A 25,531-nucleotide genomic window follows, 5' to 3' on the forward strand; every position below is an offset into this window, starting at 1 on the left:
GTATGGCCGCGCGAACCTCGACCTCCTCCGCAAACGCGTCCTGACCACCCCGTGAGCCATCAACAAGATCAATCACAGAATGTGTGCCAGAGCCAAAGTTCAGCCGGCGTTGACACAGCGCGGGCCGTCCAACCAACTATGGTCAGGTGCAGCACATCCACCAGCATGAGTTGGACTTGAACGACGTTGAAGCCTTGATCCGCCCACTTCTTCGGTGGCGACTTGGGGAACTGAGAAAGGTCAAAGCGCAACGTAGCGCGTGGCCCGTCGCGATGAAGGACCAACTCATGAAGGTCAACCGACGTCAGCGCCGGCAGGTCCTCACCGTAAATCGCCCGAATGCCGTGCGACTCACTCAAGAGATCAACCCAGCCAGACATCCTGGTGCCTCCCGTTGCTCGTCAGAACGAGGCCAATCCTGCCATCCCGTCTGCCGCCGACCCGCCCTCCTGGGGAGCGGGCCGCCGCCCGGTCCGCCACGTCAAGCGAACCTTGACGGCTCGTACCGGACGCTGGCGGGTCGGGCGGTGGTCTGCTCGGCTCGCCCGGGTCGGCGGCAGACGGGATGGCCCTGCGCAACCACCCACGGACCGCAACGCGCGGACGGAGCCCCGGCCATCCTGGAGCCGTTGCGCCCCCGCCGGAGGCGCACTGACCGCGATCCGGCGACCGGCGCGACCCGCCGCGCGGACCCGGCGTGCCCTTCCCTGCGCCGCGTCGCTCGGGCGCGGCGCGGCCGGCTGCCGGCCAACGAACCTCGACCACTCTCGGCGCTACCGTCTGCGGCGGCCCCGGGCACTCCGCTCTCCGCGCCAGCCGCCGGGCGTGTTGCGTGGCCGACGCGGAGCGACAGCGGAGCGTCGGACGCGCGCCCAGGCGGCGGCGCGCGCGGCCCGTTCAGGGCCGCCTTGATAGACGTACAGAAAGTCCTCCCACACCGGCCGGCTGCCGGCCGTCCCGCCCCGGCCGTAAGGGTCACGGCGGGTTGACGTGTCGGTACCCGGTGCTACCCTGACGCTTGTCGAGGACGCCAGCGCGGCCTTCCTGCCGGATCGCTGGACTCGATTTCAGAGATGTCGAGCGGCCTTCCTGCCGCTGATGCGGGTCACGTCCCGCCGCCTCTCGATCGCCCCGACCGCTGTGCCGGTCGTCCGAATCCGCCGAGCGGCCCAGTACGGCCTTCCTGCCGTCCACGATGGCCCGGATTCGCTCACCTTCACGGGTGGGTGCAGCCTGCGGCAACCTGCCGAATGCCGATATCCCAGGCTCCCCACCCGTGTCGGCCCCGTGACGTCCACGAACGCGAGAGGACATGACCCATCGGCGGAACGTGGCACCACCACGGACCCGCCCTCCGGCGTCAGCCGCCCTTCCGGCGGTGCCAGGAGACACGACGAACACCACCAGCGGACAGATGTCCACGACTGGTGGTGCTTCGTCTCCCGTCCCTGTCACCTCGTGAGGAGAGCGTCGTGTCCACATCCCTTGACCTGTACCGTCCCGGCCTCGCCGTCGGCCGGGACGCCCAAGCGCTGCACCGCGCTGGCACGCCGGAGTTCTCCGGTTGGCTGGAGCACACCCGCACCGCTGGCGGCTGTACCCGACCTGTCCGCCTTACCGGCACGATCGCCGCTGTCGAACGGCAGACCGGCCGGGTCCTGGGCGAGCAGCACACCGACGAGCTGCCCGACGGGGCGCTCTACAAGGCGTGCGGCAACCGCCGCGAATCGCACTGCCCCGACTGCGCCTGGGTCTACGCCGGTGACGCCTACCAGGTTGTGCGCTGCGGCCTGAGCGGCGGCAAGGGCGTCCCCGACTCGGTCGGCCGGCATCCGGTCGTCTTCGCCACCTTCACCGCTCCGTCCTACGGCGCGGTTCACCACCGGCACATTCCCCGGCACACCTGCACCAATCGGCAGCGCTGCGACTGCCGTCCGGCTCCCTGTCGTGCCCGGAGCAACGCCGGCACCTGCCGGCACGGGCAGCCTGCGGCGTGCTTCGCCCGTCACGACGCCGACGATCCGCGGCTCGGGCAGCCGTTGTGTCTGGACTGCTACGACCACGCCCACCAGGTCGTCTGGAACTACCTCTCCGGCGAGTTGTGGCGGCGCACCAAGCAGGCCATCGAACGGCACCTCGCCGCGTTGTGCCGCCGTCGCGGCATCCCCTTCGCCCAGGTCGCCACCAACTCCGGCAGGGTGCGACGGGTGCCGCCGGTGCGGGTGTCGCACGGGAAGGTCGCCGAGATGCAGCGCCGGGCGGCCGTGCACTTCCACGTCTTGCTGCGCCTCGACGGGATCGCCCCCGACGACCTGGGTGCCCTCGTGCCGCCGCCGGCCGGCATCAGCGTCGACGACCTTGAGGAAGCCGTCCACGCCGCCGCTCGCCAGATCACCGTCACCACGCCTCCGCACCCCGACCGTCCGCTTGGCTGGCGGGTCGCCTGGGGCGAGCAGGTCGACGTCCGGCGCATCAACAGCGCCAGCGGCGAGCTGACCGACGCAAAGGTGGCCGCCTACCTCGCCAAGTACGCGACCAAGGCCACCGAAGCCACCGGCCACCAGTCGACCCGACTCACCTCTGCCACCGTGGACGACTACGCCGACCCGGAGGGCGACCACCTCGCCCGCCTTATCGACGCCTGCTGGCACCTTGGGCGGCCCATTGCCACCGACACGACTAGCGGCGCCGCAACGGCCGAAGACCGTCAAGGCAGCCTTGACACCACACCGAACTCCTACGCCGGGCTGCGCCGCTGGGCGCACATGCTCGGCTTCGGCGGCCACTTCCTTACCAAGGCGCGCCGCTACTCAGTCACCTTCGGCCTGCTCCGCGACACCCGCGCGACCTACCGCCGCGCCGAGGACGACAACCCTACCGACACTGTGACGGTTGGTGTTCTCAGCTACGTCGGCTCCGGCTGGCTCACCGACGGTGATGCGCTCCTGGCCAACACCGCCGCCGCCAAGCGTCGGCAGGCCAGGCGCATCGGCCGGGAAGAGCTGGCGCATGAAGCCGGGCTCGTCGGGGCCGCCGCATGAACCACGACCTCCGTCCCCGCTGGTACTCGCCTGCCGAGGTTGCCGTCCTGCTCGGGTTCGGGATCTCCAAGGTCAAGATGAAGATCGCCACCGGCGAACTGCGCTCCATCAAGGACGGCAAGTACCGCCGCATCCTGCCCGAATGGGTCGACGACTACATCCGTGACCAGGTCGAGCGGCAGGAGGCGGCCTGATGCCCGGACGATCTCGCGCGAATGGCGAAGGGTCGATCTTCCCGTATCGGAACGGGTTCGCCGCGTACGTCTGGGTCGAGAAGCCCGATGGCAGGCGGGGCCGCAAGTGGGTCTACGGCAAGACCCGCGAGGAGGTCCACGACAAGTGGATCAAGCTGCACGGGCAGGCGAAGGCCGGCCCAGTGGCGACCCGCTCTCCGACGGTGGGGGAGTACGCCGGCTATTGGCTGCGCGAGATCGTCAAGCCGAACCTCACCCCGGGCAGCTACGTCACCTACGAGGTGGTGGTCCGGCTCTACCTCGTGCCAGGGCTGGGCCGGAAGCGACTCGACAAGCTCCGGGTCAGCGACGTGCAGACCTGGATCAACGAGGTGGGGCGGACCTGCCAGTGCTGCGCCCAGGGCAAGGACGAGAGGCGGAAGCCCGATCAGCGTCGCTGCTGTGCCCTCGGCCGTTGCTGCCGAGATCTGCCCTCGCCGACCAGCGTCACGCATCTGCGGACCGTGCTCCGGACGCTGCTGTCCCAGGCGATCACCGAAGGGCTGATCACTCGCAACGTCGCGGCGCTGGTGAAGCTGCCACCGGTACGCAAGCGCAAGCGGAAGGCGTGGACGAGCGACGAGGCGCGGCGCTTCCTGGAGTCGGCCCGCGCCGATGACGACCCGCTCTACGCCGCGTACGTCCTGGTCCTGGTGCTCGGTCTGCGCAAGGGCGAGATGCTGGGGCTCACCTGGTCTGACGTCGACCTCGACGCGGGGGAGTTGACCATCGATCGGCAACTCCAGCGGGTCGGTGCCGAGTTGCTGCACCGGGAGACGAAGACTGCCGCCTCGGACGCCACCCTGCCGCTGCCAGACATCTGCACCGTGGCGCTGGGCCGCCGCCGTGTCGCCCAGACCGCCGCCCGGGACGCCGCTGGCCCGGCCTGGCAGCCGTCGGACCTGATCTTTACCACCCGGTACGGGCGGCCGATTGAGCCGCGCAACTTCAACCGCTTCTGGGACCGGCGCTGTAACGCGGCGGGAGTCCGGCGGATCACCGTGCGGGACGCTCGGCGGACTTGCGCCTCACTCCTGGCGGACCTGGACGTGCACCCCCGGGTGGCGATGCAGATCCTCCGGCACGCCCAGTTCGCCATCACGATGGAGATCTACACGGTGGTCTCCTCGGCGGCCACCCGCGACGCTCTCAAGCGGCTCGGCAGTGCACTGGACCGGTGAGGCGGCTACTGCTGTACTTCGCTGCTGTACGAGCCGTGCTGACGAAGACAGCGGCCCCACAAAGGGCCGCTGAACTGCGGGAGAGTGGGCCGCCAGGGACTCGAACCCTGAACCTATGGATTAAAAGTCCACAGCTCTGCCATTGAGCTAGCGGCCCGCGCGCTCAGGTTACCGGACACCTGCGGGAGCGGGCTCGCGGCTTCCGGCCCGGCTGTCGATGCGTGGTGGCGGCAACTCCCGCCAGGGTACGGGGTGGACGTTGGCTGGCAGGATCGGCTGGGCCGGCGCGCGGACCTCGTGGCTGCCGGGCTGGCCCGCGTCCTGGAGGTGCCGCATGTCGGAGCCGATCCGCCTCGCCGTCCTGGCCGGGGCGACGCTGACGACCGGGCTGGTGGCGGGGCTGTTCTTCGCGTACGCCTGCTCGGTGATGCCGGGTCTGGCCGCGACCGACGGTCGGACGCTGGTCGGCACCATGCAGTCGATCAATCGGAAGATCATCAACGGCTGGTTCCTGTCGGCGTTTCTCGGTGGGCCGCTGCTGGTGGCGGTGGCCGTGGTCGGGCATATCGGCGCCGACGGTGCGGTGCTCGGCTGGCTCATCGCCGCGTTGGTCAGCCATCTGATCACGCTCGGGGTCACCGGGCGGTGCAACGTGCCGCTCAACAACCGGTTGGAAGCTGCCGGGCCGGTCGACGGGATCGACGATCTGGCGGAGGTACGGCAGTGGTTCGAGGCGCCGTGGGTGCGGTGGAACCTGGTCCGGGCGGTCAGTTCGGCCGCCGCCTTCGCCTGCCTGATCGGCGCACTGCTCGCCCGCTGAGCGGTCGTCGGTCCGACGGCGCTGACGATGCCCGGACGGGGTGCTTGGAAAGCGGCTGACCGGGTACGGACCGGGCATGCGGATCGTGGTCGTGGGGGCGAGCGGGAACGTCGGGTCGGCGCTGCTGCGTCGGTTGCGACGCGAGCGCGACGTGGAGATTGTCGGGGTGGCGCGACGGTTGCCGCCTGCCGGGGCGGGTGAGCCGTACGGCGGGATGCGGTGGCACTCCTGCGACATCGGTCTGGCGGGCGCGGCGGACGAGCTTGCCGGCGTCTTCGCCGGTGCCGACGTGGTGGTGCACCTGGCCTGGCAGATCCAGCCCAGCCACGACCAGCACGTGTTGCGCCGTACCAACGTCGGCGGCAGCCGGGCGGTGGTCGACGCGGTGCTGCGCGCCCGGGTGCCGGCCCTGGTGTACGCCTCGTCGGTCGGCACCTACGCGCCCGGTCCGAAGGACGTGCCGATCAGCGAGCGCTGGCCGGCCACCGGGGTGCCCGGGTCGTCGTACAGCCGGGACAAGGCGACGGTGGAGGAGATGCTCGACGGGATCGAGCGGAGCCACCCCGACCTCCGGCTGGTCCGGATGCGACCCGGGTTGATTTTTCAACGGGAGGCCGGCACCGAGATCAGCCGCTATTTTCTCGGCCCGTTGGCGCCGGTGCGGCTGCTGCGGTTCGGCCGGCTACCGCTGGTACCGACCAACCGGCGGCTGCGGATGCAGGTGGTGCACGCCGACGACGTGGCTGACGCGTACGCCCGGGCGATCATGGGTGACGCCCGCGGCGCCTTCAACGTCGCCGCGGACCCGGTGCTGACTCCCGAGCTGGTGGCCCGGCACTTCCACGGCTGGACGGTGCCGGTGGCCGCCCCGGTGCTGCGGGCCGCCGCGGCGCTCACCTGGCGGGCGCGGCTGCAACCGGTCGACGCCGGCTGGGTGGAACTGGCGCTCAACGCGCCGCTGATGTCCAGCGAGCGGGCCGAGACCGAGCTCAACTGGAGCCCGAGTGTCGACTCGGTGAGCGCGTTGCGGGAGCTGTTCAGCGGCATGGCCGAGCGGGCCCGCACCGTCAGCCCGCCGCTGTCCGCCGCGCCCACCTTCCCCGCAGGCGAGGGTAACCCCTACTGACCCCGGGTCAGCGGATGGTGGAGGCGGTGAATGTCGGTTTACCGGAGCCTTGGAAGAAGATGCCGGGGTGGGTCTGGAAGCCGCGGCTGGGGTTGCGGCGCAGCGTCGAGTTCTCGATGCGCAGGGTGCCGGTGCGGTCGTTGCTGACGAAGAAGATCGCCCCACCGCCCTCCCGGGCGTCGTTGTCCTCGACGACGGTGCCGGCGACGCGTACGGAGAACTTGTTGCCGTCGCAGTAGATCGCCCCGCCGCTGCCGCCGCCAGGCGTGCCGGAGCGGGCCGGGTTGGCGCCCTCGCCCACCGCCTCGTTGTCCCGCAGCACGCTGTTGAGGACCACCCAGGACACACCGATGCTGCTCAGCGCGCCGCCGTTGGCGCAGGAGCCGCCGGTGAAGGTGCTGTTGACCACGTACACCGGCTGGTCGTCGTGCTGGTCGAGGACCCGGATCGCGGCGCCGCCCAGGTCCGGGCCGGTGCGGTCGCAGCGGTTGTCGACGAAGCGTGAGTTGACCACCTTGAACCGGCCACCCCGGACGAAGATCGCCCCACCGCCGCCGCCGTCGGTGCGCTGACCGGTGGCGTCGCCATCGGCGAAGGTCAGGTTCTGCACGGTCAGTCGCGGGTGATCCTGGTTGTCGCAGTGCGAGGTGGTCCACCCCTGCAACGCGTCGCAGGTGTTCATGTAGAGGATGCGCCGCTTGCCCTGCCCGCTGAGGGTCACCTTGCCGCCACCGTCGAGCACCACCTGCGGGCCGTTGGCGTTGCGCACCTTCGCGGTGGCGGTCATCCGGATGGTCACCGGGTCGGGGCCGCAGTCGAAGGTGATGATCCCGCCGGCCGCGACCGCCCGGATGACGGCTGCGGAGGTGCAACTGGCGGCGGTGCCGTTGCCGACGGTACGGGTCGGCTTCGACGTGTCGACCGCCCGCCCCGCCGCCGGTACGGTCACCCGTCCGGTCGGGTTGCCGGTGTCGCGCACCCCTCGGGGTGCGCCGGACGGGGTGGGGCTGGCACTTGGGCTCGGGCTGCCCAACCCGGTCTGGGCCGCCGGAGTGGCCTGCGCGCCCGGCTCCTGCCCTGGCGCGCTGGGCGTCGAGGAGGCGCCGTTCACCGGGGCCTGCGCACCGCGTGGATCGGCACTCGGCACGGATGGGCTGCACGCGGTCACCGTGGCGATGGCGACGCCGAATGCGACAATGGCGGTGGAGGGTCTGAGGCGCACCCCGTGATGCTAGGGCCTGTGTCAACGACGCTGAGCCCGCCGTGGGCCGGACGGATCAGGCGATCGGCACCTGGTGCAGGTGCCGCCGCCGACGCAGCCGGACAGCGAAGACACCCGCCACCGTCGCGATCAGCAGCACGGTGACCACCAACCCGTGCAGGACGCCCCGGGTCAGGTAGCCGTCGTCGGTGTGGTCCACAGCCCAGGTGCCGATCTCCCGGCTCGACCAGAACGGCGTCAGCTTCGCCCCCGCATCGGCCGGGTCGAGCAGCATCTGCATCGCCACCACGGTGAGCAGCAGCAGCGTTCCCTCCAACTCGCGGGGCAGCAGGGCACCGATCAACATGCCGAACGGCGCCGCCACGGCCACGCAGCAGAGCATCGCCACGGCGATCCCGCCGTACCGCAGGTTGTTCGCGTCGACGACGGTGAGCAGGAAGAACGGCACCGCGATGGCCAGCCCCAACGCCCACAGGCCGAGCATTCGGCCGATGTAGAGGTGGTGCGGCCGGTAGCCGGCGAGCCGGAGCCGGGGCTCCAGTTCGCGGGCGGCGCTGGTGGCGAAGAGCGCCGCGGTGCTCACCGCCCAGCTGATGCCGAGCAGCAGCGCACGCACGGACTGCCCGACGTAGGAGTCGCGCCGGATCAGCCAGAAGGTCAACGGCATCAACAGCAGGAGCAGGAGTACGCCCCGGCGGCGCGCCAACTCCCGCAACGTCATCTCGGCCACGGTGACCAGCCGGTTCACGATCGGCCTCCCTGGTGGGCGGGGGTCAGGTCGAGCACCACGTCGACCCGGTCGAGCTGGTTGAGCAGGTGGGTCACCACGACGATGGCCCGCCCCTCGTCGCGCAGCCGGGTCAGCTGGTCCCAGAGGTTGACGTAGCTGCCCTGGTCGAAGCCCTGGTACGGCTCGTCGAGCAGCAGCACGTCCGGCTGCGTGAGCGTGGACATGGTGAGGTTCAGTTTCTGCCGCGTACCACCGGAGAGGTGCCGGGCGAGCGCGGCGTCCTCGGCGTCCCAGCCGAGGTTCCGGGCCGCCGCCCGGCCGGCCTGCCGGGCGGGCCCCCGTGGCACGCCCTGACCGGCACCCACGAGCACGAAATGCTCGTCGGGCAACAGGAAGTCGGCCGTGCCGCCCTGCTGCGGGCAGTAGCTCAGCCGACCCGACACGGCCACCTCCCCGGCGTCCGGCGAGACCAGGCCGGCGCAGATCCGCAGGAAGGTGCTCTTGCCGCAGCCGTTCGCTCCGACCACGGCGGCGATCTGCCCGGCCCGTACGGTCAGCGACGCGTCGCGGAGCACCACGTGCCGGCCGTACCGCTTGGTGATGCCCCGGGCGTGCAGCCGGACGGGGCCCGGGCGCGGGCCGGGTGCGGTGCCGATGCTCTCCACGATCGCGGCGGCGTACGCCTGCGGCGAACCGAAGACCAGCCACGGATCACCGCCACCCTCGCGGAGGTGGGTGGCCGCCTCGGCGACCACGTGCCGGGCGGCGTCGCCGCCCACCCGGCGCTGGTACAGCTCGGCCGCGAACGCCCGCAGCCAGTCGTCGGCGTTCACCCGTCGACCCCCTTCGTGACGATGCTGGTCACCGGGGCCACGAACGCCAACCAGGCGTTGCCGCCCTGCCGCAGCGCCGCTCGCCCGTCGTCGGTGAGCTGGTAGTACTTGCGGGCCGGACCGGAACCGCCCTCCCGCCACTGTGCGGTGACCAGCCCGGTGCGTTGCAGCCGCAGCAGCACCGGGTAGAGCGTGCCGCCCTGGATCGGTCCGACACCCACGGCGTCGAGTGACTGGGCGAGCTGGTAGCCGTAGGACTCGCCGTCGCGCAGCAGGGCGAGTACGCAGAGGTCGAGCACCCCGCGCAGCCACTGCCCCCGACGGTCGGAATCCACAGGCCGAACCCTAGTGCCGCTACCTAGATGGCACAACTACTTAGTCCGGTACGGGCCGGCCCGTACCGGACCGGCGGTGGCGCGCGCCGGACCTGCCTGTCCTGTCCGGGAGCGGGCGGAGGTCCGGTGGATGTCGCCGGACGCCCCTGTACCGCGGTCCGGGTGCCGGCGCGCCTCAGCCGGTGACGACGTCGGAGATCACCACTGTGACGTTGTCCGGCGCACCGGCCTGGTGGGCGAGCTTCACCAGCTGTTCGCCGCACTGGTGGCGGTCGGCGTGCATGCCCAACGTGGCGGCGATCGCGTCGTCGGCCACGTAGTCGGAGAGCCCGTCGCTGCACAGCAGCAGTCGGTCACCGGCGGACAGCGTCACCGCGCCCATCGTCGGCGGCGCGTCGGCACCCTGCACCGCCCGGGTCACCAGCGAGCGCTGCGGGTGGTGGCGGGCCTGCTCGGGGGTGAGGGCGCCCTGGTCGACGAGCGCCTGCACGAACGTGTCATCCCGGGTCAGCTGGCGCAGCTGACCGTCGCGGAGCAGGTAGCAGCGGGAGTCGCCGACCTGCGCCAGCACCAGCGTGTCCCCGGCGAGCAGCGCCGCGGTGAGCGTCGTACCCATGCCGTCGCGGGCGGGGTCGGCGACGATCGCGGCGTGGATGCGCTGGTTGGCGGTGCTCACCACGGCGCGGAGCGCCTCGGCGGCGGCGTCCGGTGCGGTAGGCGGGACCAGCTCGTCGAGGATCCGGATGACGATCTCACTGGCCACCTCACCGGCGGGCAGCCCACCCATGCCGTCGGCCACCGCGACGAGGCGCTCGCCGGCAAGGGCGGAGTCCTCGTTGTTGGTCCGGACCAGACCGATGTCGTTGAGGATGGCCGAGCGGAGGATCAGCGTCATGGGACAAGCTTGCCAAGAAGACCCTTCCCGCGTCTCTACGCACTACTGCGTAGGGTTGAGGAATGTTGCCGGTGTCCATGGTCGGGCGTGCCGGTGAGCTGGCTGAGCTGGACCGGGCCTGGTCCAGCGTGGTCGTGGGCCGCCGCCGCTCCCCGGCGGTCGCGGTCGTCACCGGGGGACCGGGCGTGGGCAAGAGTCTGCTGGTCGCCGCCGCCCTGGACGGCTTCACCCCGCGACCGGAGGTGGTGCTCAGCGGCACCGCCCGGGTGCACAGCCCCGCACCGTACGACTGGTTGGCCGCGGCGCTGAGCGGACGCGACACCACCCGGCTCGATCTGCCGGCCGACGCGCTGGCCTGGCTCGCCCAGCAACCCACCGCGCCGCGCGAGCGTTACGCCCCCGGCACCCTGCTCCGGCTGGCCGTGCGTACCGTCCGGGTGCTGGTCGGCGCCGGTCCGGCGGTGCTCGTGGTGGAGGACCTGCACGCCCTCGACCCGGCCAGCCTCAACCTGGTCGGCGAACTGGCCACCGCCGACGGGCTGCCGGCGCTGCTGGTGGTGGCGACCAGGCCCGCCGCGCGCGCGGTCTCACCGGAACTCGCGGGCCGCACCCTCGCCCGCCTCTGCGGGGTACGCGGCGTGGTGCGCCAGCATCTCGGGCCGCTGCGTCCGGCCGAGGTCGCCGAGGTGCTGAACCAGGTGTACGCGGACCCACGCCCCGAACTGGTGCACGAGGTCTGGCGGCGCACCGACGGTAACCCGTACGCGCTCACCGAACTGCTCGCCGCCCACGCCGGGCAGGACCTCGACGCGTTGCTGACCGCGCCGGATCCGGCCGGGCTACCCGAGTCCGGTCCTGCGCTGTCCCCGTCCCGTCCGGCCGTGCCGGTGTCCCGTGGCGCCGCCCCGGAGCCCCGTCCCGGCCTGTTCGCGCCCCGCCGCCCTGCCGTGCCGGGGCCCGGGCCCGCGCCGGAGTCCGGGCCTGCGCCGGGGTCCGGGTCCGGGTCCGCGCCGGGGTCGGTGTCCCCGCCGTCGGTCTACCTGACCGGCCGGGAGGTCGAGGTGCTCGAATGCCTGGTCGCCGGGATGTCCAACAAGCAGGTGGCCCGGGCCCTGGGCATCTCGGTGCGGACGGTCACCGTGCACGTCTCCAACCTGCTGCGCAAGACCGGCACCGCGTCACGTACCGAGGCCGCGCTCTGGGCGGTCCGCCGCCGACCCACCTCCCAGAGCGTCGATCATGAGGTTGTTGCCCGAGCAAGCGCTTACCCACCGCGATAACTTCATGATCGACCCGGCGAAGGGGGTGGGGTGGAGACGGGGTGGGGCGGGTCAGGCTTCTGGGGGGAGGGTGGTGGCGGGGGTGTTGAGGGTGACTGTGGTGGGGGTGACTGCGGAGATCTGGTCGGCCAGGACGTAGACGGCGCCGGTGGGGACGAGGTCGGTGGAGACCTTCAGATAGCCGGTACGCAGCAGTCGGGCCGCCAGGTCCGCTGGCACGTCCGGCTCCTCCACCGCTGCGGATTCGATAAGTTCGTCCAGGCTGCTGCCGGGGTCGGTGGTCGGTGCCCCCTGCACTGTCACCGCGTTCGGGTCACCGCGTTGGACGAGGTCCACGGTGCCCACGTCGAGGCCGGCCGAGTCGACCACCCGCATGCCGGTGGTGACCTGCGAGAGGGTTGTCCGCTGATCGATGCCCTGCTGCTCCATCCCCGCGCGGTTCCCGCCCTCCCCCTTCCCTAAACCCCACCCCACCCCACCCCACCGTCAGGCCCCGTTGATCAAGAAGTTCTGGTCGGGATCCACGCCGATCCCGACCAGAACTTCTTGATCAACCTGAGCGGGGGCGGGGGGTCAGTTCGCGCCAGGTGTCGGTGCCTTGGAGCAGCGCGCGGATGGTGTCCTCGGCCTCGTCGACGGTGTCGTACTCGTAGAACCGGGAGATGCCCTCGGCGCCGCCGGCCCGCTGCTCGACGAACCATCGGTCGGCATCCGTCCGGAGGAAGACGTCCCGCCGGGCCAGCCGCCCCCATTTCCCGTTCCACAGGTGTTTCCGCTGCTCCATGGGGGGACTCTATCGAACATTTGTTCGACAGAAGCCGGCCCCTGCGGGATTCCCACAGGGGCCGATGTGCGGTTGCCGGATTCAGCGCGCGGCGGGCGGTTCGTCCCGACGGCCGAGCACGTCGTCGAGGGCACCGCGCTGCTGGGCCGGGGTGGTCCGCCCGGCGGCGACGAGCGCGTCCCGGATCTCGGTGAGCAGCTTGACCTCTTCGCTCGGCGCGGCCGGCGGCGGCTCCTCGCCCCGCCGGCGCCGCTCCGCCAGCCGGTTCATCGGGTAGACCACGAGGAAGTACAGCGCGGCGGCGGTGAGCAGGAACGTGATCAACGCGTTGAGAAAGACCCCCCAGGTGACCGGGTTTTCCTCTCCGAGACTGAACTGGGCCCCGTCGCCAGCAGGGCCGGGGCCGATCAGGTTGATGATCGGTTGGAGGAACGAGCCGGTGAACGCCGTGACCAGCCCGGTGAAGGCGGCGCCGATGACGATACCGACCGCGAGGTCGACGACGTTGCCGCGCATGATGAAGTCTTTGAAGCCCTTGAGCATCCGTACTCCCGAGGTGTCCCGTTTCCGTCGGGGACAACCTATGCCCCGGGCGGGGGCTCCAGAAAAGCGCCGGCCTCCCGGGCGGCCAGCTCCGGATCGCCGGCCCTGATCGCGGCCACCAGCCGGGCGTGGTCGACGTGCCGTTCCGGGGTCAGCGCGTCGCCCATGGCCTGGGCCAGGGTGCTGCGCATCGCGGCGCCGACCGAGGCGTACAGCTCGGCGAGCATGGCGTTGTGCGCCGCCGCGACCACCGCGGTGTGCAGCGCGGCGTCGGCGGCCACGAACTCGGCGACCCGGCCGCCACGCCAGGCCGCCTCGCGGGCGGCCAGCGCGTCGTCGAGGGCGGCCAGGTCCTCGGGGGTACGCCGCCGCGCGGCGAGCCGCGCGGCCTCCACCTCGAAGGCGCGACGTACCTCGATCACCTCGGTCATCCGGTCGTCGGTGAGTCGGCGGGCCACCACCGGGGCGAGTTCATCGGTGGAGAGCACATAGGTGCCGGAGCCCTGGCGGCATTCCAGTACCCCGGCGTGGGCCAGGGCCCGGACCGCCTCGCGCACCGTGTTGCGTCCCACGCCGAGTGCCTCGACCAGTTGCGGTTCGGTCGGGATCCGACCGCCCACCGGCCACTCCCCGTCCATGATCCGTTGCCGGAGCTGGGCGATCGTCTCCCGGACCCGGCGGCCGCGCGGCGGCACCGGGGTGGAATCGACTGCGGGTGGCACTGGTTACAACCTCTCGCCGGAATTCATCCCATGATTGTAGGTTCGAGATCATGCCGCCGTCACCCCCCGGCCCCCCCGTCCCCACATCCGCCGTCGAGGGGCAGACCACTTCGACCAACGAGACCGGGGTGGGTGAGCGGTTCCCGGCCGCATCGCCCCCCGCCGACGTCCCCACCGCACCCGCCCCGCGTACCGGTGGCGGGTGGCTGGTGCTGGCCGGGATGCTGCTGGTGGCGCTCAACCTGCGAGCTGCGGTGACAAGCCTCGGCGCGCTGCTCGACGAGGTACGCGTCGGCCTGGCCCTGTCCGGGACGATGGCCGGCTTCGTCACCACCCTGCCCACAATCGCGTTCGCCGGGCTCGGGGCGGCCACCCCGTGGCTGGTCCGCCGGTTCTCTCCGGCCCGGCTGCTGGTGCTGGCGATGCTGGCCCTCACCGTCGGGCAGGTGCTGCGGGCGGTCACCGGTTCCGCAGTGGTGTTCCTGTTCACCAGCGCGCTCGCGCTGGCCGGGATCGCGGTGGCGAACATCCTCCTGCCGATGCTTGTCAAGCAGCACTTCCCGCACCGCACCGGGCTGGTCACCGGGGCGTACACGATGGCGCTGACGGTGGGCACGACGGTGGCCGCCGCCTCCGCGGTGCCGGTGGCGCACGCCTTCGGCAGTTGGCGGGCCGGGCTGGGCATCTGGGCCGGTATGGCGGCGGTGGCCGTACTCCCGTGGCTGCCGGCGGCCCTGCGTGGCCGCACCGCCGCCCGGCGGAGTGGCACCGCCGCCCGGTCGGGCGTGCGGCCGGGACGCACCCGGCTCGGCTGGGCGATGGCTGTCTACTTCGGGGCGCAGTCGCTGAGCGGGTACGCGATCATGGGCTGGTTGGCCCAGATGTTCCGGGACGCGGGTTTCCGCCCGCAGGACGCCGGGCTGCTGCTCGCCGGGGTGACCGCGCTCGGGGTGCCGATCGCGCTGCTGATGCCGACGCTGGCCGGCCGGCTGGGCAGTCTGCGGCCGTTGGTCTTCGGGTTGACCGCCGCTTCCAGCCTGGCGTACCTGGGTCTGGCGTTCGCGCCGCGCAGTGGGGCGCTGGTGTGGGTGGTGCTGCTGGCGTTCGGGCAGGGCGCGTTTCCGCTCATCCTGGCCACCATCGGGCTGCGGGCCCGCACCGCCGACGGCACTGTCGCGCTGTCGGCATTCGCGCAGAGCACGGGTTACGTCATCGCGGCGCTGGGTCCGCTACTTGTCGGAATCCTGCACGACGCGACCGGGGGATGGTTGGCACCGATCGGCTTCCTGCTGGCCGCCCTGGCCGTGCAGACCTGCGCGGGCGTGCTTATCGCTCGCCCCCGCTACATCGAGGACGAGCGTTGAGTCGTCGGGGTCAGGAAGAGGCCGGCGTCGGATCGCCGGCGACCGCCTGCTCGACGGTGGGGTACGTGTGCAGCACCTCGACCAGGCCGCTCACCTCCAGGATCCGCAGCACCCCGCGCTGTGGCGCGGCGAGTCGGACCACTCCGCCGGCCTCGTCGCAGCTGTTCTTCGCGCGGACGAACACCGACAGACCGGTAGAGTCGCAGAACGAGACGTCCGACAGGTCGAACACGAGGCGACTGCGCCCCTTGTCGAGCAGGTCGGTGATCTGGTCCTGCAACTGCGGTGCGGTGGCCATGTCCAGCTCGCCAGCGACCGACACGACGACCACGTCACCGCGCTGTTCCGTGTGCACCGTCAAGGACATTCGCCAGACCTCCTGTTTATCGGTGGAACGGTATCCCACGCGGACCGTGGTACGCAGAACGGGAGCAGGATCAGGTGTCCACGGTCATTCCGTTGCTCTGCGACAAGTAGTTCGTCGGACCCCGGTGATAGAGTCCGGCCGGTCCAGGTCTAGGGGGTATTGCCATGGCGCTCAGCGCTGACGAGAGCGGCCGGTTGAGTGAGCTGCTGACCAGCCGGTCAGAGCAGGTCACCCAGCGGTGGACTGAGATCATCGCCGGGCAGTTGCGGGGCAGGCTCAGCCAGGCCGAGCTGGTCCGGCAGGTGCAGGAGCTGCACCGCGCCCTGGTCGACGCCCTCAGCAAGGGCGCTGTCGACCTGAACGCCGAGGACGCCACCGAGCTGCGGGCCGTGCTGGCCGAGTTCTCCCGCGGGCAGGCCCGGCAGGGCTTTTCCGCCACCGAGACCGCCACCGGCGTGTTCGCCCTCAAGGAGGCGCTGCTCACCGCGCTGGAGGCCGACCAGAGCGTCGCGACGCTGCGCGACTATGTCTCCTTCTCCGCGCTTGTCGACCAGATGGGCCTGTTCACCTTCGAGACCTTCGTCCGCACTCGGGAGAGCCTGATCGCCGACCAGGCCGAGCAACTGCTGGAGCTCTCCACCCCGGTGGTCAAGCTATGGGAGGGCGTGGTGGCGGTGCCGCTGGTCGGCACGCTCGACTCGGCCCGCGCCCAGGTCGTGATGGAACGGCTGTTGCAGACCCTCGTCGACACCGGCTCGCCGTACGCGATCATCGACATCACCGGCGTACCGGCGGTGGACACGCAGGTGGCCCAGCACATCCTGAAGACAGTGGTGGCCGCCCGGCTGATGGGCGCCGACTGCATCATCTCCGGCATCCGGCCGCAGATCGCGCAGACCATCGTCGCGCTCGGCATCGAGTTCGGTGACATCGCCACCAAGGCGAGTCTCGCCGACGCGCTGCGGCACGTCCTGCGGCTCACCGGGGTCGAAACCTCCCGCCGCCAGTCGCGTCGGGAGGCGTGATGGAGCGGGTGCCGATCCTCAAGATCGGCGACATCCTGCTGGTCTCCATCCAGGTCGACATGTCCGACCAGACGGCCGTCGCACTCCAGGAGGACCTGGCGGAGCGGATCGTCGCGACGGGCTGTCACGGCGTGATCATCGACATCACCGCGCTGGACATCGTCGACTCGTTCGTCGGGCGGATGCTCTCCACAATCGCCTCGATCTCCCGGGTGCTCGACGCGGAGACGGTGGTCGTGGGGATGCGCCCGGCCGTCGCCATCACCCTTGTCGAGCTGGGGCTGTCGCTCAACGGCATCCGTACCGCGCTGAACGTCGAGCGGGGGATGGAACTCATCGCTATCGACCGGGCCGACGACGACCATCACGACGAGCGGGACGACGGCCCGGTCCCAGAGCCGACGGCGTCACCGTGACGAGCGGGGTCGACCTGGGCCGCCCCCAGACGCAGACGGTGGGCAGCGACGAGGACGTCGTACGCGTCCGCCAGTTGGTGCGTACCGTGGCCGTGGCGGTCCGGCTCTCCCTGGTCGACCAGACCAAGGTGGTCACCGCGGCAAGCGAACTCGCCCGCAACACCCTCGTCTACGGCGGTGGTGGGACGGTCGAGGTGGCAGCCGTCGACAACGGCCGGCGACCCGGCATCAGGATCGTCTTCGCCGACACCGGGCCCGGCATCGCCGACCTGGATCTCGCGCTGACCGACGGATACACCACAGGTGGTGGCCTCGGCCTCGGTCTCAGCGGTGCCCGCCGGCTGGTCGACGAGTTCGACATCCAGACCGCGCCCGGTCAGGGCACCCGGATCACGATCACCAAGTGGTCCCGGTGACCGCCGAACCGGTCGCCGACCGGGGCACCTGGTTCCGGGTGGAGAACGGCAGCACCGGCAGTGCCGTGCGCCGGGCCGCCGAGCGGATGGGTGCCCAGTTGGGCCTGCCCGCCGGGCGGATCGCCGACCTGGCCATCGTCGCCGCCGAGTTGACGAGCAACCTCATCAAGCACGCCGACGACGGGTTGCTGCTGCTCCGGCCGGTACGCCGCGAGGTGGACGCCGGGGTGGAGATGATCGCTGTCGACACCGGTCCGGGCATGGCCGACCTCGCCGACTCCGCCCGCGACGGGCACTCCACCGCCGGCACCCTCGGCATCGGTCTGGGCGCGATAGTCCGGCAGGCGAGCTGGTTCGACGCGTACTCGCGGCCGGGTCGGGGGACGGTCATCGCCGTGCAGGTCTTCGCCGAGCCGGACACCGGAGCGTCCTGGGCCGACGGCCTGACCCGGCCGTTGACCGGTGAGACGGTCAGCGGGGACGGTTTCGCGGTCCGGATCGTGGGCGACCGCCGCCAGGTGATGGTCACCGACGGTCTGGGGCACGGGCCGCTGGCCGCCGCGGCCACCGACGCCGCGCTCACCGCCTTCCGGGACGCCCCGGCGGCGTCGCCGGCGGAGGTGGTCGGTCACCTGCACCGGGCGATGTCGCACACCCGTGGCGCGGCCCTCGCCGTGGCCGAGCCGGATCCGGCGGCCGGCGTGCTGCGCTATGCCGGGCTGGGCAACATCACAGGTGTGGTGGCCACCGGTGACGGTCAGCGCCGTGGACTGGTCTCGCTGCCCGGCATCGCCGGGCACCAACGACCGGTGATCCGACAGTACGACTATCCCTTCGAGGCCGGCAGCCTGCTGGTCATGCACACCGACGGCGTGGTCGACAGGTGGCAGCTCGCCGACTACCCGGGTCTGGCCGGGCGGGCGCCCCTGGTGGTGGCCGCCACCCTGTTGCGCGACGCCGGCATCCGGCGCGACGACGCCGGGGTGCTGGTGGCGAGGTCCTGGTCATGACCACCACGCCGCTGCTCCAGATGGGGCTTCGGGTGGAGCAGGACATCTTCGTGCTCCGCCAGCGCGGCCGGGAGGTGGCCGCAGTGGTCGGACTGGAGCATCAGGACCAGGTCCGGATCGCCACCGCGTTGAGCGAGGTCGCCCGTGACCTGCTGCGGTCGGTCGGCGGAGCCGACGTGGTGTTCGCCGTCGCCGACTCGCCGGACGGGCGTTGTCACCTGCGTGTCGATCTCACTCCGGTGGCACCTCTGCCAGGCGGGCGGTACGAGCCGGAGTCGGGCGCGGTGGCACGCCTGGTGGACACATTGAGCGTGCTGACGGTCCAGCGGGATACGGTCGTCAGGATGTCCCGACGGGTTCCGGCCACCGCCCGGACGCTCACCACCGAGCGTCTGACGGAGCTGCGCGCCCAGCTCGGCGAGAGCGCACCGGGCACCGCCGAGGAGGAACTCGCCACCCAGAACCTTCAATTGATCAACGCTTTGGACGAGGTCCGCAACCAGCGCGACGAGCTGGCCCGACTCAACGAGGAGCTGGAGCAGACCAACCGGGGTGTGATGGCGCTCTACCAGCAGCTCACTGACGAGCTGGAGGCGACAAACCAGGGTGTGGTGGCCCTCTACGCGGAGCTGGACGAGAAGTCGGCGCAGCTGGGCGCGGCGAGCGAGTCCAAGAGTCGGTTCCTGGCCAACGTCAGCCACGAGCTGCGGGCACCGGTGACCGCGATCATCGGGCTGGCCCGCCTGCTCGGCGACTCCGCGTCCGACCCGCTCACCACCGAGCAGGAACGCCAGGTCGGGCTGATCCGCTCCTCGGCGTCGGATCTGCTCACGCTGGTGAACGAGCTGCTCGACCTGGCCAAGGCGGAGTCGGGCCGGATCGAGCCGGAGTGGGCCGAGGTGGACCTGCGGGCCGTCTTCGGCCAGCTGCGCGGCACGCTGCGGGCGTTGCCCTCCGCTGCGGAGGTCGAACTTGTGGTGGAGGAGCCGGCCCCGCCGGCCACGGTGCGTACCGACGAGGTGCTGCTCGCCCAGGTGCTGCGCAACCTGCTGCACAACGCCCTGAAGTTCACCGCTGCGGGCGAGGTTCGACTGCGGGCCGAGCGGCACGCTGACGGGTGGCGGCTGACCGTCTCGGACACCGGTCCGGGCATCCCACCTGAGCTGCACGATCGGGTGTTCGAGGAGTTCTACCAGGCGCCCGGCCCGGCCCGGGTCGGTGGCACCGGCCTCGGTCTGCCGTACGCCCGGCGGCTGGTGAACCTGCTCGGCGGCACTCTCGAACTGGCCAGCGAGCCGGGTCGGGGCAGCACCTTCACGGTCTGGCTGCCCGTGGACGGGACGTGACGTGGACGGCGCGGCGACAGTGCTGGTGGTCGACGACAGTCGGACCAAGCGCTACCTCCTGGTGAACTGGCTGACCCGGGCCGGTTTCACGGTGTTGGAGGCGGAGACGGGTGGCGAGGCGCTGGATCGGGTCGGGGTGGAGCCGATCGAACTGGTCGTGCTCGACGTCCGGCTGCCGGACCTCAGCGGCTTCGAGGTGTGCGAGCGGATCAAGTTGGCCCACCCGGCGCTGCCGGTGATCCACGTGTCCGCGCACGCTGTCGACACCACCGACCGGACCCAGGGCCTGACCCGAGGGGCGGACGCGTACCTGGCTGAGCCGATCGAGCCGGAGGAACTGGTCGCCACCGCCCAGTCGGTGCTGCGGTACTACCAGGCCCGGCGGCGGGCCGAACTGCTCGCCGAGCGGCTCACCGGGCTGGCGGACACCACCGTCGCGGTGCACGCCGCACCGAGCTTCACCAGGTTGCTTCAGGCGGCGGCCGCAGGTGCCGCGGAGATCTTCAAGAGCCCCGCCGCAGTGGTCGCCGAGACCTTCGACGGCGACTGTATCGCCGGGGTCTGCGCCGGTCCCGGTGCCGAGGCCCGCGTGGTGCCCTGGATCGTCGACGACACCGGGGTGCCGACCGGTGCCACGGTCGTGGTGCAGGAGCCGGCCGACTGGTCGCTTGTCGACTGGCCAGCCGACGACACAGTCACCGTCGCGGCCGCCCGGCTGCGCGAGGACCGTGCGCCGCTCTACGTCGTGGTGCCCACCGCGACGCAGACCGCCCGTACCCCGGTGCTGGTCCAGCTCGCCCAGGCGGTGGCCTCCGCCGTGGAGGCACAACGTTCCTTCGACGAGGAGCACCGGATCGCGGTGACGCTGCAACGCAGCCTGCTGCCGCGGCAGATTCCGCAGATCACCGGTCTCGACCTGGCCGTGCGCTACGAGCCGGCAAGTGCCCAGACCGAGGTGGGCGGCGACTTCTACGAGCTGGTGATGCTCGACGGTCATCTGTTGCTGGCCATCGGGGACGTGGCCGGTCACTCCCTGCACGCCGCCACCGTGATGGCCGAGCTGCGGCACGCGCTGCGGGCGTACGCGGTGGAGGGGCACCAGCCGGGCGAGATCCTGCACCGGGTCAACGAGCTGATGCGTACGCTGCTGCCCACCGAGCTGGCGACCATCTGTGTGCTGCTGCTGGAGCCGACCACCGGACACATCCGGCTGGCCAGCGCCGGTCACCTGCCCCCGTTGATCGTTCAGGACGGCAAGGCGGAGTACGTGCACCATGCCGCGCCGCTGCTCGGGGTGCGCGCGCCCCGCCCAGCCGACCTGGAGTTCGTGCTGCCGGCCGGGGCGACGATGGTCTTCTACACAGATGGTCTGATCGAGCGGCGGGACGCCACCATCGACGAGGGCCTGACCGCCCTCGCGACGTGTTCCGCCCGGGTCGATGACGACCTCGACCGGTTCTGCGAGCGGCTGCTCGTCGAACTGGCGCCGGACGAGATCCAGGACGACGTCGCAGTTGTCGCCCTTCGCCGTCGCTGATCCGCGACGACACCTGGCGCATTCACCAGACCGTGCCCGACCGCCGCCTGGGCCGTGGCCCGCTCGGGCGAGCCTCAAGCCCAGCGTCGGCCGGTCTGGGCGTACGCCGTGGGGGAGACACCGGTCGCCGCGGTGAAGTCGCGTACCAGGTGGGCCTGATCGCTGTACCCGAGTTCGGCGGCGAGCCCGGCCCAGTCCGGAGGCCCGCCCGCCGCCCGCTCGATCGCCTCGTGCAGCCGGTAGCGCCGGATCACCCACTTGGGACCGACCCCGACGTGGGTGAGGAACAGCCGCTGCAATCGGCGGACGGAGACGCCGTGCTCGCGGGCGAACTCGTCGACCCGGCGGACGTTCCGGTCGGTCCGGATCGTCTCGACCAGGCTCATCACCTCGTCGTTCACCGGATCCGGTCGAGGTGCCCAGCCGCCCAGCAGCGCGTCCAGCGCCTGGCAGCGTTCGGCGTCCGTGCCGGCGCAGACCGCGTGACCCGGCGGGCCGCCGACGTCCGCCAGGTCGGCGATCGGACGCCTCCGGCCGGTCAGCTCGGCGACCGGCCGCCGCCAGAACGGATGGAACCCGCCGGGCCGGAACTGCACCCCGCTGACCCGACCGGAACCGGTCAGGGTGATCGAGAAAAGTTCCTGGCCGACGCCGGCCAGCTCCGCGCGCTCCGGGCCGTTACCGTCGCGTTGGAACACCAGGTTGACCGCCGGATGCGGGACGATCCGCTGCTCGAACGGTTCGCCGAGGTCCCAGTCGATCAGCCAGTAGTGCTCCACCCACCGGTGCAGCGCAAGTGTGGGCAGGTGCCGTCGGAACCGCACCTGCCGCGCCAACCGGGCCGGGTCGAGGATGCCCCGGCTGTCTCCGCGCGGCTGTCGCATTTCTTCAAGACCACCCTCATACGCTGGCCCTATGGCCACACAGACTAGCGACCTGCTGGCGGCTGCGGCGCCGCGAACCGTGGCGGTCGTCCGGCAGATCACCGATGACCAGCTCGACCTGTCCACCCCCTGCCGGGACTATCGCGTCCGTGATCTGCTCAACCACCTGTACGGGGTGGTGGTCAATTTCCAGGCCCTCGCCGGGCGCTCGCCGGTGACCTGGGCCGACAAGCCTGACCACCTCACCGACGGCTGGCGGGACCGGTTCGACGCCGAGACCCGCCGGCTGGTCGAGGCGTGGTCGGACCCGGCCAGCGAGCAGGGCGTCTCGCCGGGAATGGGGATGCCGCAGCCGATGGTGGGTGCGATGGCGCTGCTCGACCTGACAGTGCACGGCTGGGATCTCGCGGTCGCCACCGGTCAGGCGTACGAGCCGGCACCCGAGACGCTGCCCGCGCTGCACGAACTGGCCGGTCAACTCGCGCCGACCGCCCGGCAGATGGGTGTGTTCGCCGAGGCGGTACCGGTCGACGGCACCCTGCCGGAGCTGCCCCGGCTGCTCGGCATGACCGGCCGCGACCCGGCCTGGTCGCCGGTCGGCTGAACGGCGAAACACCGGCGCGAGCTTGACGGCCACTATTCACTGAGTGAATAGTGGCCTGGTGTCCACACCGCACCTGCTGCTGGGGCTGCTCGCCACCGGCACCATGCACGGGTACGAGTTGAAGCGGGCCCACGACACGCGACTGCCGCAGGCCCGCCCGCTGGCGTTCGGGCAGGTCTACGCCACGCTTGGCCGGCTGCTGCGGGACGGGTTGGTGGCATCGACCGGGCCGGAACGCCTCGCCGGCCCGGATCGGACGACGTACACGCTCACCGAGCAGGGGCGGGCCACGCTGGACCAGTGGTTGAGCAGCATCGAGCCACCGATGCCGTACGTGAGCAGTCCGCTGTTCGCGAAGGTCGTGGTGGCGCTGCTGGTCGCCGACGTGGACCGGGCGCGCGCGTACCTTGTCGCGCAGCGCCGCGCGCACACCGAGCGGCTGCGTGAGCTGACCGCGTTGAAGACGGCCCCGTCGGCCACCGTCGACGACATCGTGGCGGCCGACTACGCCATCGCCCATCTCGATGCCGACCTGCGGTGGTTGCACACCACCTTGGACCGGGTCGCCGACTGGCACCGGGAGGTGCACTCGTGACGCAACTTCAGGCTCGCGGTCTGGTGAAGTCGTACGGACCGACACCGGCACTGCGTGGCATCACCCTCGACATCGGCCCGGGGGAGATCGTCGCGGTGACCGGGCCGAGCGGCTGCGGCAAGTCCACCCTGCTGCACTGTCTCGCCGGCATCCTGCGGCCGGACGCCGGCGAGGTGAGCTGGCGTGGGCACCGGCTGGACACCTGGTCCGAGGCGGCCCGATCGCGCCTGCGGCGTACCGAATTCGGGGTGTTGTTCCAGTTCGGTCAGCTCGTCGCCGAGCTGACCGCGGCGGAGAACGTCGCCCTTCCGCTGTTGCTCGCCGGCACGGGGCGGCGAGCGGCGCGGACGGCGGCGCTCACCTGGCTGGAACGGCTGGGTGTGGCGGAGTGCGCCGACGTGCGCCCCGGCGAGATGTCCGGCGGTCAGCAGCAACGCTGTGCGACCGCCCGGGCACTCGTCACCGAGCCTCGGGTGCTCTTCGCCGACGAGCCGACCGGTGCGCTGGACACCCTCACCGGGGAGCAGGTGCTCACCCAACTGGTCCGGCTGGCCCGGGAGCAGCACACGAGCGTCGTCCTGGTCACCCACGAGCCACGGATCGCCGCGTACGCCGATCGTGAGGTCGTCCTGCGCGACGGCGTGATCGACCACACCGGCCTGGGCCTCGACGCGCCGCTCGCCGGCGGCTCCCGGTGAGCGGCGCGACCCTGACCAGGCTGGCCCTCGCCGGCAACCGCACCGACGCCGCCCGGGTGGCGTTGACCGCGCTGAGCGCCCTGCTGGCCACCCTCGCCGGGCTGGCGGCGATGACGGTGCTGGCCATCGAGAAGCCCCCCGGTGACGAGTGGGCGCAGTCCGAGCAGTACACGAACGCGCTGCTGCGCGAGCCGGGGCTGCGTGGGGGCACGGCGTTCGCGCTGGTGCTGCTGGCCGTACCCGTGCTGGCCCTGGCCGGGCAGAGTGCCCGCCTCGGTGCCCCGGGACGGGACCGCCGTTTGGCCGCCCTGCGCCTGGCCGGTGCGACCCCCGGCCAGGTCACCCGGGTCGCGATGCTGGAGACCGGCCTCGCCGCGCTGGTCGGGACCCTGGTCGGACTGGCGGTGTACCTCGGCGGGCGGGAGCTGCTGCACCGCCCGGACGCCAACGGTCAGCTCGCCCTGCCCACCGACGTCCTGCCCACGGTGCCGGCGATGGCGGCGGTGACGCTGGGGCTGCCGGTGCTCGCCGCGGCGAGCACGGCGCTACTGCTGCGCCGGGTCGCCACCACACCGTTGGGCGTGTTCCGGCGGGCCGGTCGGACCCGATCACCTCGGCCCTGGCCGGCGCTGCTCATCGGGATCGGTGTGCTGGCGGCCGCGTTGGCCGAGCCGCTGCGGCAGGCCCTCGAAGGCGTCGGTACGGACTGGATCGCGATCCTGTTCACCCTGGGCCTCTTCGCCGCCGTGATGGGCGTGGTGCTCGGGACCGGATGGCTGTCGTACGCCGCCGGGTGGCTGCTGCACCGGTTCGCCCGGGGACCGGCGACGCTGCTGGCCGCCCGCCGGTTGACCGGCGATCCGTGGAGCAGCAGTCGCACCTTCGCGGCGCTGCTCGCCAGCGTGCTCATCGGTGGCGGTGCGGCGGCGTTCCGCGCCTACTTCCAGCTCGGGCAGCGGATCGAACAGGAGGAGAACCAGGCGGCCGGATTCGGCGGCTTCGTGGGCGACGGCCGATCTTTCTATCTGAACACGATGGACCTGATCGACCTGGCGGTCCTCGTGGCGGTCGCCATCGCCACGGCGGGCCTGCTGGTCACGCTGGTGGAGGGGATCGTCTCCCGCCGTCGGGCGTACGCCGCGCTGGTGGCCACCGGGGTGCCCCGGGCCACCGTCGGCACGTCGATCCTCATCCAGGTGCTGGCGCCGGTGGTGCCCGCCGTGCTGCTCGCGGTCGGCGTCGGGTACTCGATCGGGCGGGTGTTCACCGGTGACGTGACCAGCGGCGGCTACACCCAGGAGGTGTGCCGGGCCAGCGTCGAACTGTGCCAGGACCCGGCGACCCGCACCCAGCACGTCGAGTTCGCGGTGATCGAGCGCGTGATCCGCACGCCGGACGTACCCCTGGAGCAGCTTGCGTTGGTCGGTGGGGGCGCGCTGCTCGCGGTGCTGGTCACGGTGGGGCTGGGGGTGCTGTTCCTGCGGGCCAACACGGCGCTGGAGGAACTGCGCACCACCTGAGACG

29 protein-coding genes and 1 tRNA gene are annotated in these 25,531 nt (G+C 71.6%); 17 read left to right on the forward strand and 13 right to left on the reverse strand.

Annotation, left to right across the window (positions count from 1 at the left end):
- Positions 1-68: 68 nt before the first annotated feature.
- Positions 69-380 carry an Imm50 family immunity protein gene (locus AB0I71_RS00005; RefSeq protein ID WP_357581013.1) on the reverse strand — a complete coding sequence of 104 codons (312 nt, stop codon included), beginning with the start codon at positions 378-380 and terminating at the stop codon, positions 69-71.
- A gap of 1,092 nt (positions 381-1,472) precedes the next feature.
- Here AB0I71_RS00005 and AB0I71_RS00010 point away from each other — a divergent pair.
- The 3 genes from AB0I71_RS00010 to AB0I71_RS00020 are packed head-to-tail and all read left to right on the forward strand — an operon-like array spanning position 1,473 to position 4,455.
- The gene (locus AB0I71_RS00010) at positions 1,473-3,041 is read left to right on the forward strand and encodes a replication initiator (RefSeq protein WP_357581014.1); all 1,569 of its coding nucleotides are present in this window, start codon (positions 1,473-1,475) and stop codon (positions 3,039-3,041) included.
- Positions 3,038-3,235, forward strand: coding sequence for an excisionase family DNA-binding protein (locus tag AB0I71_RS00015; protein ID WP_013730940.1), 198 nt, complete (start codon positions 3,038-3,040; stop codon positions 3,233-3,235). The genes AB0I71_RS00010 and AB0I71_RS00015 overlap by 4 nt, the downstream gene beginning before the upstream one ends.
- Positions 3,235-4,455, forward strand: a complete 1,221-nt coding sequence (locus AB0I71_RS00020; RefSeq protein ID WP_357581015.1) for a tyrosine-type recombinase/integrase — start codon at positions 3,235-3,237, stop codon at positions 4,453-4,455. Before AB0I71_RS00015 ends, AB0I71_RS00020 begins: the two co-directional genes overlap by 1 nt.
- Positions 4,456-4,540: 85 nt before the next feature.
- Here the strand turns inward: AB0I71_RS00020 and AB0I71_RS00025 are convergent.
- Positions 4,541-4,612 (reverse strand) — tRNA-Lys (locus AB0I71_RS00025).
- Between the two features lie 177 nt (positions 4,613-4,789).
- On the opposite strand from AB0I71_RS00025, the gene AB0I71_RS00030 reads away from it, so the two are divergent.
- Together AB0I71_RS00030 and AB0I71_RS00035 are read left to right on the forward strand one after the other, a co-directional pair.
- Complete coding sequence (locus tag AB0I71_RS00030) at positions 4,790-5,275, forward strand: anthrone oxygenase family protein (protein WP_357581016.1); 486 nt, start codon at positions 4,790-4,792, stop codon at positions 5,273-5,275.
- Positions 5,276-5,351: 76 nt separating this feature from the next.
- Positions 5,352-6,401 carry an NAD-dependent epimerase/dehydratase family protein gene (locus tag AB0I71_RS00035; RefSeq protein WP_357581017.1) on the forward strand — a complete coding sequence of 350 codons (1,050 nt, stop codon included), beginning with the start codon at positions 5,352-5,354 and terminating at the stop codon, positions 6,399-6,401.
- Between the two features lie 7 nt (positions 6,402-6,408).
- On the opposite strand, the gene AB0I71_RS00040 is transcribed toward AB0I71_RS00035, so the two are convergent.
- From AB0I71_RS00040 to AB0I71_RS00060, 5 genes are all read right to left on the reverse strand, one after another.
- The gene (locus tag AB0I71_RS00040; protein ID WP_357581018.1) at positions 6,409-7,623 is read right to left on the reverse strand and encodes a hypothetical protein; all 1,215 of its coding nucleotides are present in this window, start codon (positions 7,621-7,623) and stop codon (positions 6,409-6,411) included.
- Between the two features lie 55 nt (positions 7,624-7,678).
- Positions 7,679-8,371 carry an ABC transporter permease gene (locus tag AB0I71_RS00045; protein WP_357581019.1) on the reverse strand — a complete coding sequence of 231 codons (693 nt, stop codon included), beginning with the start codon at positions 8,369-8,371 and terminating at the stop codon, positions 7,679-7,681.
- Entirely contained in the window at positions 8,368-9,186 is an 819-nt protein-coding gene (locus AB0I71_RS00050; protein ID WP_357581020.1) for an ATP-binding cassette domain-containing protein, read from the reverse strand. The genes AB0I71_RS00045 and AB0I71_RS00050 overlap by 4 nt, the downstream gene beginning before the upstream one ends.
- Positions 9,183-9,521: a PadR family transcriptional regulator gene (locus AB0I71_RS00055; protein ID WP_357581021.1), complete on the reverse strand. Its 339-nt coding sequence runs from the start codon at positions 9,519-9,521 to the stop codon at positions 9,183-9,185. Before AB0I71_RS00055 ends, AB0I71_RS00050 begins: the two co-directional genes overlap by 4 nt.
- A 175-nt stretch (positions 9,522-9,696) precedes the next feature.
- Positions 9,697-10,416, reverse strand: coding sequence for a PP2C family serine/threonine-protein phosphatase (locus tag AB0I71_RS00060; RefSeq protein WP_357581022.1), 720 nt, complete (start codon positions 10,414-10,416; stop codon positions 9,697-9,699).
- Positions 10,417-10,478: 62 nt separating this feature from the next.
- Between AB0I71_RS00060 and AB0I71_RS00065 the strand changes: the two genes are divergently transcribed.
- Positions 10,479-11,696, forward strand: coding sequence for a LuxR C-terminal-related transcriptional regulator (locus tag AB0I71_RS00065; RefSeq protein ID WP_357581023.1), 1,218 nt, complete (start codon positions 10,479-10,481; stop codon positions 11,694-11,696).
- Between the two features lie 51 nt (positions 11,697-11,747).
- Here the strand turns inward: AB0I71_RS00065 and AB0I71_RS00070 are convergent, their stop codons facing one another.
- From AB0I71_RS00070 to AB0I71_RS00085, 4 genes are all read right to left on the reverse strand, one after another.
- The gene (locus tag AB0I71_RS00070; protein ID WP_357581593.1) at positions 11,748-12,110 is read right to left on the reverse strand and encodes a hypothetical protein; all 363 of its coding nucleotides are present in this window, start codon (positions 12,108-12,110) and stop codon (positions 11,748-11,750) included.
- Positions 12,111-12,246: 136 nt separating this feature from the next.
- Complete coding sequence (locus AB0I71_RS00075; protein WP_357581024.1) at positions 12,247-12,480, reverse strand: hypothetical protein; 234 nt, start codon at positions 12,478-12,480, stop codon at positions 12,247-12,249.
- Positions 12,481-12,561: 81 nt separating this feature from the next.
- Positions 12,562-13,023 carry a large conductance mechanosensitive channel protein MscL gene (gene mscL, locus AB0I71_RS00080; RefSeq protein ID WP_357581025.1) on the reverse strand — a complete coding sequence of 154 codons (462 nt, stop codon included), beginning with the start codon at positions 13,021-13,023 and terminating at the stop codon, positions 12,562-12,564.
- 38 nt (positions 13,024-13,061) lie between these two features.
- A complete protein-coding gene (locus tag AB0I71_RS00085) occupies positions 13,062-13,745 on the reverse strand; it encodes an FCD domain-containing protein (RefSeq protein ID WP_357581026.1) in 684 nt (227 codons plus the stop codon).
- A gap of 128 nt (positions 13,746-13,873) precedes the next feature.
- On the opposite strand from AB0I71_RS00085, the gene AB0I71_RS00090 reads away from it, so the two are divergent.
- Complete coding sequence (locus AB0I71_RS00090; protein WP_357581027.1) at positions 13,874-15,109, forward strand: MFS transporter; 1,236 nt, start codon at positions 13,874-13,876, stop codon at positions 15,107-15,109.
- Between the two features lie 10 nt (positions 15,110-15,119).
- On the opposite strand, the gene AB0I71_RS00095 is transcribed toward AB0I71_RS00090, so the two are convergent.
- Positions 15,120-15,476, reverse strand: coding sequence for an STAS domain-containing protein (locus tag AB0I71_RS00095; RefSeq protein ID WP_093403921.1), 357 nt, complete (start codon positions 15,474-15,476; stop codon positions 15,120-15,122).
- A 164-nt stretch (positions 15,477-15,640) separates the two neighbouring features.
- On the opposite strand from AB0I71_RS00095, the gene AB0I71_RS00100 reads away from it, so the two are divergent.
- From AB0I71_RS00100 to AB0I71_RS00125, 6 genes are read left to right on the forward strand one after another with little or no spacing between them, the layout of a single operon-like run.
- Positions 15,641-16,501: an STAS domain-containing protein gene (locus tag AB0I71_RS00100; protein ID WP_357581028.1), complete on the forward strand. Its 861-nt coding sequence runs from the start codon at positions 15,641-15,643 to the stop codon at positions 16,499-16,501.
- A complete protein-coding gene (locus AB0I71_RS00105; protein WP_357581029.1) occupies positions 16,501-16,917 on the forward strand; it encodes an STAS domain-containing protein in 417 nt (138 codons plus the stop codon). Before AB0I71_RS00100 ends, AB0I71_RS00105 begins: the two co-directional genes overlap by 1 nt.
- Positions 16,914-17,333, forward strand: a complete 420-nt coding sequence (locus tag AB0I71_RS00110; protein ID WP_357581030.1) for an ATP-binding protein — start codon at positions 16,914-16,916, stop codon at positions 17,331-17,333. Before AB0I71_RS00105 ends, AB0I71_RS00110 begins: the two co-directional genes overlap by 4 nt.
- A complete protein-coding gene (locus tag AB0I71_RS00115) occupies positions 17,330-18,343 on the forward strand; it encodes a SpoIIE family protein phosphatase (RefSeq protein WP_357581031.1) in 1,014 nt (337 codons plus the stop codon). The genes AB0I71_RS00110 and AB0I71_RS00115 overlap by 4 nt, the downstream gene beginning before the upstream one ends.
- On the forward strand, positions 18,340-19,689 hold the full coding sequence (locus AB0I71_RS00120) for a sensor histidine kinase (protein ID WP_357581032.1): 1,350 nt from the start codon (positions 18,340-18,342) through the stop codon (positions 19,687-19,689). Before AB0I71_RS00115 ends, AB0I71_RS00120 begins: the two co-directional genes overlap by 4 nt.
- A 1-nt stretch (position 19,690) precedes the next feature.
- On the forward strand, positions 19,691-21,226 hold the full coding sequence (locus AB0I71_RS00125; protein WP_357581033.1) for a SpoIIE family protein phosphatase: 1,536 nt from the start codon (positions 19,691-19,693) through the stop codon (positions 21,224-21,226).
- A 74-nt stretch (positions 21,227-21,300) separates the two neighbouring features.
- Here the strand turns inward: AB0I71_RS00125 and AB0I71_RS00130 are convergent, their stop codons facing one another.
- On the reverse strand, positions 21,301-22,110 hold the full coding sequence (locus AB0I71_RS00130) for an AraC family transcriptional regulator (RefSeq protein ID WP_357581034.1): 810 nt from the start codon (positions 22,108-22,110) through the stop codon (positions 21,301-21,303).
- A gap of 31 nt (positions 22,111-22,141) precedes the next feature.
- Here AB0I71_RS00130 and AB0I71_RS00135 point away from each other — a divergent pair, with 31 nt between their 5' ends.
- Genes AB0I71_RS00135 through AB0I71_RS00150 form a run of 4 tightly spaced genes read left to right on the forward strand, consistent with a single transcriptional unit; the run spans position 22,142 to position 25,527 of the window.
- Positions 22,142-22,714, forward strand: coding sequence for a TIGR03086 family metal-binding protein (locus tag AB0I71_RS00135; RefSeq protein ID WP_357581035.1), 573 nt, complete (start codon positions 22,142-22,144; stop codon positions 22,712-22,714).
- A 58-nt stretch (positions 22,715-22,772) separates the two neighbouring features.
- On the forward strand, positions 22,773-23,309 hold the full coding sequence (locus AB0I71_RS00140) for a PadR family transcriptional regulator (RefSeq protein WP_357581036.1): 537 nt from the start codon (positions 22,773-22,775) through the stop codon (positions 23,307-23,309).
- Positions 23,306-24,007: an ABC transporter ATP-binding protein gene (locus tag AB0I71_RS00145; RefSeq protein ID WP_357581037.1), complete on the forward strand. Its 702-nt coding sequence runs from the start codon at positions 23,306-23,308 to the stop codon at positions 24,005-24,007. The genes AB0I71_RS00140 and AB0I71_RS00145 overlap by 4 nt, the downstream gene beginning before the upstream one ends.
- On the forward strand, positions 24,004-25,527 hold the full coding sequence (locus tag AB0I71_RS00150) for an FtsX-like permease family protein (RefSeq protein WP_357581038.1): 1,524 nt from the start codon (positions 24,004-24,006) through the stop codon (positions 25,525-25,527). Before AB0I71_RS00145 ends, AB0I71_RS00150 begins: the two co-directional genes overlap by 4 nt.
- Positions 25,528-25,531 lie beyond the last annotated feature (4 nt).

This window comes from Micromonospora sp. NPDC049891, assembly GCF_040660295.1.
In the GTDB taxonomy this organism is placed as follows: domain Bacteria; phylum Actinomycetota; class Actinomycetes; order Mycobacteriales; family Micromonosporaceae; genus Micromonospora.